Genomic DNA, 6,196 nt, shown 5'->3' on the forward strand with positions numbered 1-6,196 from the left:
GAGGGCGCCGACGCTGCCGCGCCCGCGGCGTCCGGGCCGGCCGCCCCCGACCAGCCGGGGGCGCCGTCCGGGACGGGCGGCGAACCGACCACGGAGCCGCCGAGCGAGCCCGCCGGCGACCAGACGCAGGTGGTGCCCCCGTCGGGGCCCGACGCCGGTACCCGCAGCGGATCGCCGATCGACGGGTTCGAGGAGGAGACGCGGCGTCGGCGGTGGCCGCGTGCGCTCGGCATCGCGGCGGCCGTCGTCGTCGTCCTCGCCGGGGCGTACGTCGGTGCGCTCTGGTTCTGGGCCGATCGCGTGCCGCCGGGCACGACGGTGGCCGGCGTGGAGATCGGCGGCCTGGACGCCGCAACGGCCCAGGAGACGCTCACCGACGCGCTCGCCGCTGCGACCACGGAGCCGATCCCCGTCGCCGCCGGCGAGAACCGGACCACCATCGACCCCGCCGTCGCGGGGCTCTCCCTCGACGCCCCGGCGACCGTCGCGTCCGTCACGGGCTTCGACCTGCGGCCGCAGCGCCTGTGGCAGCAGGTCTTCGGCGCCGGACCCGCCGCGCCGGTGACCGACGTCGACGAGGACGCGCTCGGCAGCGCGGTCGAGGACGCCGCGGCCGCGCTCCGCGTGGAGCCCGTCGACGGCACGGTCCTGTTCGTCGACGGCCAGCCGGCGACGACCGCCCCCGTCGAGGGGATCGCGATCGACCCCGACGAGGCCACCGAGACGGTCCTCGAGGGCTGGCTCACCGCGGCACGCCCGCTCGAGCTGCCCACGGAGGTCGCCGAGCCGGAGATCGGGCAGGACGAGGTCGACCGCGCGCTCGCGGAGGTGGCCCGCCCGCTCGTCGCGGCGCCCGTCGTGGTCGCGATCGCCGACCAGCTCGCCGAGCTGCCGCCCGACGTGCTCGCGTCGACCGCGTCGTTCGTGCCGGAGGGCTCGCGGCTCGAGCTCGTGATGAACGGCGAGGCCCTCGTCGAGGAGGTCACGGCCCGGACGACCGGCCTGCTCACCAACCCCTCCGACGGCTCCTTCGCGTTCCAGGACGGCGTGCCGGTCATCGTGCCCGGGACGCCCGGCACCACGATCGACCCGGCCGCTCTGGCGTCGGCCGTCGCCGAGGCGGGCACCGGCGCCGACCGCACCGCGCCCGTCGAGCTCGTCCAGGTCGCTCCCACGCAGGGCGAGGCCGAGCTCCAGGCCCTGGGCGTCGTCGAGGTCGTGGGGGAGTTCTCCACGAACCTGACCAACGACTACGTCCGCACCCAGAACCTCATCAACGGCGCCGCGAAGATCAACGGCACGCTGGTCCGGCCGGGGGAGACGTTCAGCCTGATCGAGGCGCTCGGCCCGGTCGACGGCGCCCACGGCTTCCACCAGGCGGGGGCCATCGTCAACGGCCTCCACCAGGACGCGTGGGGCGGCGGCCTCTCGCAGCTCTCGACGACGACGTACAACGCCGCGTTCCTGGCGGGCTACGAGGACGTCGAGCACAAGCCCCACAGCGAGTGGTTCAGCCGCTACCCCGAGGGTCGGGAGGCGACGATCTTCATCCCCACGCTCGACATGAAGTGGAAGAACAACACGCCCTACGGCGCGCTGGTGCAGGCGTGGGTCGGGGACGGCAAGACGCACGTGCGGATCTGGAGCACCAAGTACTGGACGGTCGAGCACAGCACGAGCGCTCGTTCCAACCAGGTCTCGCCGACGACGACGTACTCCCAGGACCCGCGCTGCGAGCCGCAGTCGGCCGGCAACGGGGGCTTCCGGGTCACGGTGTACCGGAAGGTCTCGCGCGACGGCGTGGTCCACGAGGAGCGGTCGTGGCCGGTCACCTACCGCCCGCAGAACCAGGTCGTCTGCGGGCCGCCGCCCGCCGGCTGAGCCGCGTCAGTCGCCGCGCGGCCGCTCCCGGCGCGCCGGCGCGGGCGGGACGACCTTGCCCAGCGCGATGTCGGGCGCGGGCACGTCCACGTCGCCGCGGCGCGTGCGCACCACCACGTGCGCCGCGTCGGCCGCGAGGAGCTCGCCCAGCACGTCGGTGAAGCCACCCTCGGGCAGGCGGCGCCGGACGACGACCCGCGCGCCGACGGGCCACGCGGTCCACGGACCGGGTGGTGGGCCGGGCGGCGGAGAGGGGGGCACGTGGGGGATACTAGGCGCGGCGCGCCAGCGCCCACCTCGCCGACCAGGCAGCCGCCTCTGGAGGGACCACCAGTGACCTACGTGATCGCCCAGCCGTGTGTGGACGTCAAGGACAAGGCCTGCATCGAGGAGTGTCCGGTCGACTGCATCTACGAGGGCAAGCGGTCGCTGTACATCCACCCCGACGAGTGCGTCGACTGCGGCGCGTGCGAGCCGGTCTGCCCCGTCGAGGCCATCTACTACGAGGACGACGTCCCCGGGCAGTGGAGCGAGTACTACAAGGCCAACGTCGAGTTCTTCGACGTCCTGGGCTCGCCCGGTGGCGCCGCCAAGCTCGGCGAGATCGACCGCGACCACCCGATCATCGCCGTGCTGCCGCCGCAGAACGGCACCGCGTGAGCACGACGCTGGCCCGCCGGCGCGCGACCGGGCGCCGGGCGGTCTGAGTGGGCCTGCGCACCACCGACCTGCCCGAGTTCCCCTGGGACACGCTCGCGCCGTACGCGGCGACGGCGCGTGCCCACCCCGACGGCATCGTCGACCTCTCGGTCGGCACCCCCGTCGACCCCACCCCCGCCGTCGTCCAGGACGCGCTCGCCGCGGCCGCCGACGCGCCGGGGTACCCGACCGTCCACGGGCCTGCCGCCCTGCGCGAGGCCGTCGCCGCCTGGTACGCCCGCCGCCGCGGCGTCCCGGACCTCGACCCGGCCGCCGTCCTGCCCACGGTGGGCTCCAAGGAGCTCGTCGCGTGGCTCCCGTCGATGCTCGGCCTCGGCGCGGGCGACGTGGTCGTCCACCCCGAGACCGCCTACCCGACCTACGACGTGGGCGCGCGCCTCGCGGGCGCGCAGCCGCTGCCGGCCGACGACGTCGCCGCCTGGGCCGACCGCGGCGACGTCCGCCTGGTGTGGGTGAACTCGCCGGGCAACCCCACGGGTCGCGTGCTGGGCGTCGAGCAGCTGCGCGAGGTCGTCGAGGCCGCGCGGCGCATCGGCGCCGTCGTGGCCGGCGACGAGTGCTACGCGCTGCTGCCCTGGGAGCGCCCCTGGACCGCGGACGGCGTCCCGAGCGTCCTCGACCCCCGCGTCACGGGTGGCAGCCACGCGGGCGTGCTCGCGGTGCACTCGCTGTCGAAGCAGTCCAACCTCGCCGGGTACCGCGCGGCGTGGGTGGCGGGCGACCCCGCTGTGGTCGCACCGCTCGTGGAGCTGCGCCGCCACGCCGGGATGATGGTGCCCGCGCCGGTCCAGGCGGCCATGATCGCCGCCCTGTCCGACGACGCGCACGTCGACGCCCAGCGTCAGCGGTACCGCCGTCGTCGCACGGTGCTGCGCGACGCCGTGCAGGCCGCCGGTCTGGAGGTCGACGGCTCCGACGCCGGCCTGTACCTGTGGGCCCGGGCCGCCGGCGCGGGCCAGGACTGCTGGGGGACCGTGGCGGACCTCGCCGACCTCGGGATCCTGGTCGCGCCGGGAGCCTTCTACGGCCCGGCGGGGGCGCGGCACGTGCGCATCGCCCTGACCGCCTCCGACGACGACGTCGCGCGCGCGGCTGCTCGCCTCACCGGGGCCTGAGGCGCTACGCTTGACCCAGATTTGACCCCACCAAGAGGATTCGGCGGGGTGGGGAGCCCGCGCGAGGCCCGTCGCACCGGCCCGGTGTGACAGGCATCACGCCGCTCTCGGGACGTTCGGCCCCTTCTCGATGAGGTGGCCGGCGCACGTCGCAGGTACCGTCATCCTGGCCGACGAGGGCCATCACGCACGTCAGGACTGCTACGCCGAGGTACACCCCAGCGTGCGGTCCCCTCGAGGAGGAACCCCATGACCGAGACTGCGACGAGCCGGACCAGCCCCGTCGAGCTCAAGATCGGCGAGAAGAACGTCGAGCTCCCCGTGGTCGACGCCGCGATCGGCAACGACGGGATCGTCGTGTCGTCGCTGCTCAAGCAGACCGGTCTGGTGACCGTCGACCCCGGCTTCATGAACACCGCGTCGTGCGAGTCGGAGATCACCTACATCGACGGCGACGAGGGCGTCCTGCTCTACCGCGGGTACCCGATCGAGCAGCTCGCCGAGCAGTCGTCCTTCCTCGAGGTGGCCTACCTCCTGACGCACGGCGAGCTCCCGTCCGCGGACCAGCTCTCCGGCTTCGTGGAGCGCATCGAGCGCCACACGCACCTGCACGACAACTTCAAGGCGCTCATCGGTGCCTTCCCGACGAACGCGCACCCCATGGCCGTCCTGTCGAGCGCCGTGTCCGCCCTGCCGGGCTACTACCCGGAGAGCGTCGACCCGTTCGACCCGGCCACCGTCGAGCTCGCGACGGTGCTGCTCCTCGCGAAGACCCCGACGATCGCCGCCTACGCCCACCGGCGCGCGCTCGGCCAGGAGATGATCGGCCCGGACCGCGGTCGCGGCTACGTCGCGGACTTCCTGCGGATGGCGTTCCAGCCCAACGGCACGCCGTACGACGTCGACCCGGCCATGGTCAAGGCGCTCGACGTGCTGCTCCTGCTCCACGCCGACCACGAGCAGAACTGCTCGACGTCGACGGTGCGCATCGTCGGCTCGAGCCACGCCAACCTCTACGCCTCCGTCTCGGCCGGCATCAACGCCCTCTCGGGCCCGCTGCACGGCGGCGCCAACGAGGCGGTCCTGCGGATGCTCACCGAGATCCAGCAGGGCGGCGGCGACGCCAGCGACTTCATGCGCCGCGTGAAGAACAAGGAGGACGGCGTCCGCCTGATGGGCTTCGGCCACCGGGTCTACAAGAACTACGACCCCCGCGCCGCCATCGTGAAGAAGGCCGCGGACGACGTCCTGCAGGCGCTCGGCGCCCGCGACGACCTCCTCGACATCGCCATGGGCCTGGAGGAGATCGCGCTCAACGACGAGTACTTCATCGAGCGCAAGCTCTACCCGAACGTCGACTTCTACACGGGCCTGCTCTACAAGGCGATGGGCTTCCCGACGCAGATGTTCACGCCGCTCTTCGCGGTCGGCCGGATGCCGGGCTGGATCGCGCAGTGGCGCGAGATGATGACGGACCCGCAGACGAAGATCGGCCGCCCGCGGCAGATCTACACGGGCCCGACCACGCGCGACTACGCGCCGGTCGAGTCCCGCTGACGCCCCGCCGAGCCCGCTGAGGGCTCAGCCCGCGAGGGTGATCCGGACGACGCCTGTCGGCACCGGGTCACCCTCCGCGGCGTCCCAGGCGCCGCCGTCGCGGTCCCACGCCGTGGCGCCGTGCTGGACCAGCACGACGTCGTGCGGGGCGGCCACCGAGACGGCCCAGTGGGCCACGATCCAGGCCATGCGCTCGGCGTCCTCGTCGGACCCGAGCACGCCGGCGTCGACGTCCAGCGTTGCCCCGCCCTCGTCCGCGGCGCCGTGCGTCAGCGGCAGGCCCCCGAGGTCGCGCTCGACCCTGGCGGCCATCGCCGCGGGGTCACCCGCAGCCTCGGGCGGCGGCAGGGTGCACGTGAGGGCGCCCGGCGCGTAGCCGTACATCGCCGAGGCCCACGCGCGCGCGGACGCCTCGTGCTGCGCGTACGCGTCGGGGAAGCCCGACCGCTGGACGGCCTGCGCGGCCTCCGTGACGGCCATCTCCTCGTAGCCGGCGACCTTCACGAGGCCGTCGTAGAACGCGTTCGTGGCGTAGACGGGGTCCATCACCTGCTCGGGGGTGCCCCAGCCCTGCGAGGGCCGCTGCTGGAAGATGCCGAGCGAGTCGCGGTCCCCGTAGTCGATGTTGCGGAGCCGGGACTCCTGCATGCCGGTCGCGATGGCGATCGTCGTGGCGCGCGCCGGCAGGCCACGCCGCACGCTCGTGGCCGCGAGCAGCGCCGCGGTGTCCGCCTGGTCGGTCTCGAGGTACCAGTCGGTGCCCTCGAGCGTCGCGGCGCAGCGCACCACGAGCGGCTCGGTGTCCAGGTGTCCCAGGTAGGCGGCGACCCCGAGGCCGGCCCCGGTGGCCACGGCGGCGAAGGCCGCCGTCCCGGCGACCGCGCGCACGACCCGGCCGCGGCGGCGGGGCGCTCGTCCGCGCG

General features: G+C 74.3%; 6 protein-coding genes. 4 read left to right on the plus strand and 2 right to left on the minus strand.

Features of this window, described 5'->3' with window-relative positions; all coding sequences use genetic code 11:
* Positions 1-1,881: VanW family protein (locus IDM29_RS13955; protein WP_188037660.1), on the plus strand; the 1,881-nt coding region annotated here is incomplete at its 5' end.
* Between the two features lie 6 nt (positions 1,882-1,887).
* Here IDM29_RS13955 and IDM29_RS13960 read toward each other — a convergent pair.
* On the minus strand, positions 1,888-2,142 hold the full coding sequence (locus tag IDM29_RS13960; protein WP_182113321.1) for a hypothetical protein: 255 nt from the start codon (positions 2,140-2,142) through the stop codon (positions 1,888-1,890).
* 72 nt (positions 2,143-2,214) lie between these two features.
* Between IDM29_RS13960 and fdxA the strand changes: the two genes are divergently transcribed.
* The 3 genes from fdxA to IDM29_RS13975 all read left to right on the plus strand — a co-directional run bounded on the left by fdxA (position 2,215) and on the right by IDM29_RS13975 (position 5,273).
* A complete protein-coding gene (gene fdxA / locus IDM29_RS13965) occupies positions 2,215-2,541 on the plus strand; it encodes a ferredoxin (protein WP_182113322.1) in 327 nt (108 codons plus the stop codon).
* Between the two features lie 47 nt (positions 2,542-2,588).
* Positions 2,589-3,716 (plus strand): succinyldiaminopimelate transaminase, encoded by a 1,128-nt coding sequence (gene dapC / locus IDM29_RS13970; RefSeq protein WP_182113323.1) that lies wholly within the window; start codon positions 2,589-2,591, stop codon positions 3,714-3,716.
* A gap of 249 nt (positions 3,717-3,965) precedes the next feature.
* Positions 3,966-5,273, plus strand: coding sequence for a citrate synthase (locus IDM29_RS13975; protein WP_182113324.1), 1,308 nt, complete (start codon positions 3,966-3,968; stop codon positions 5,271-5,273).
* A 24-nt stretch (positions 5,274-5,297) separates the two neighbouring features.
* On the opposite strand, the gene IDM29_RS13980 is transcribed toward IDM29_RS13975, so the two are convergent.
* On the minus strand, positions 5,298-6,196 hold an 899-nt coding region (locus tag IDM29_RS13980; protein ID WP_188037661.1), incomplete at its 5' end, for a hypothetical protein.

The organism is Actinotalea sp. JY-7885 (genome assembly GCF_014525465.1).
Lineage (GTDB): Bacteria > Actinomycetota > Actinomycetes > Actinomycetales > Cellulomonadaceae > Actinotalea.

What these genes read in the sequence shown, in the direction of transcription:
- IDM29_RS13975 (WP_182113324.1), top strand. Translation starts at nt 3,966, where the DNA reads ATGACCGAGACTGCGACGAGCCGGACCAGCCCCGTCGAGCTCAAGATC.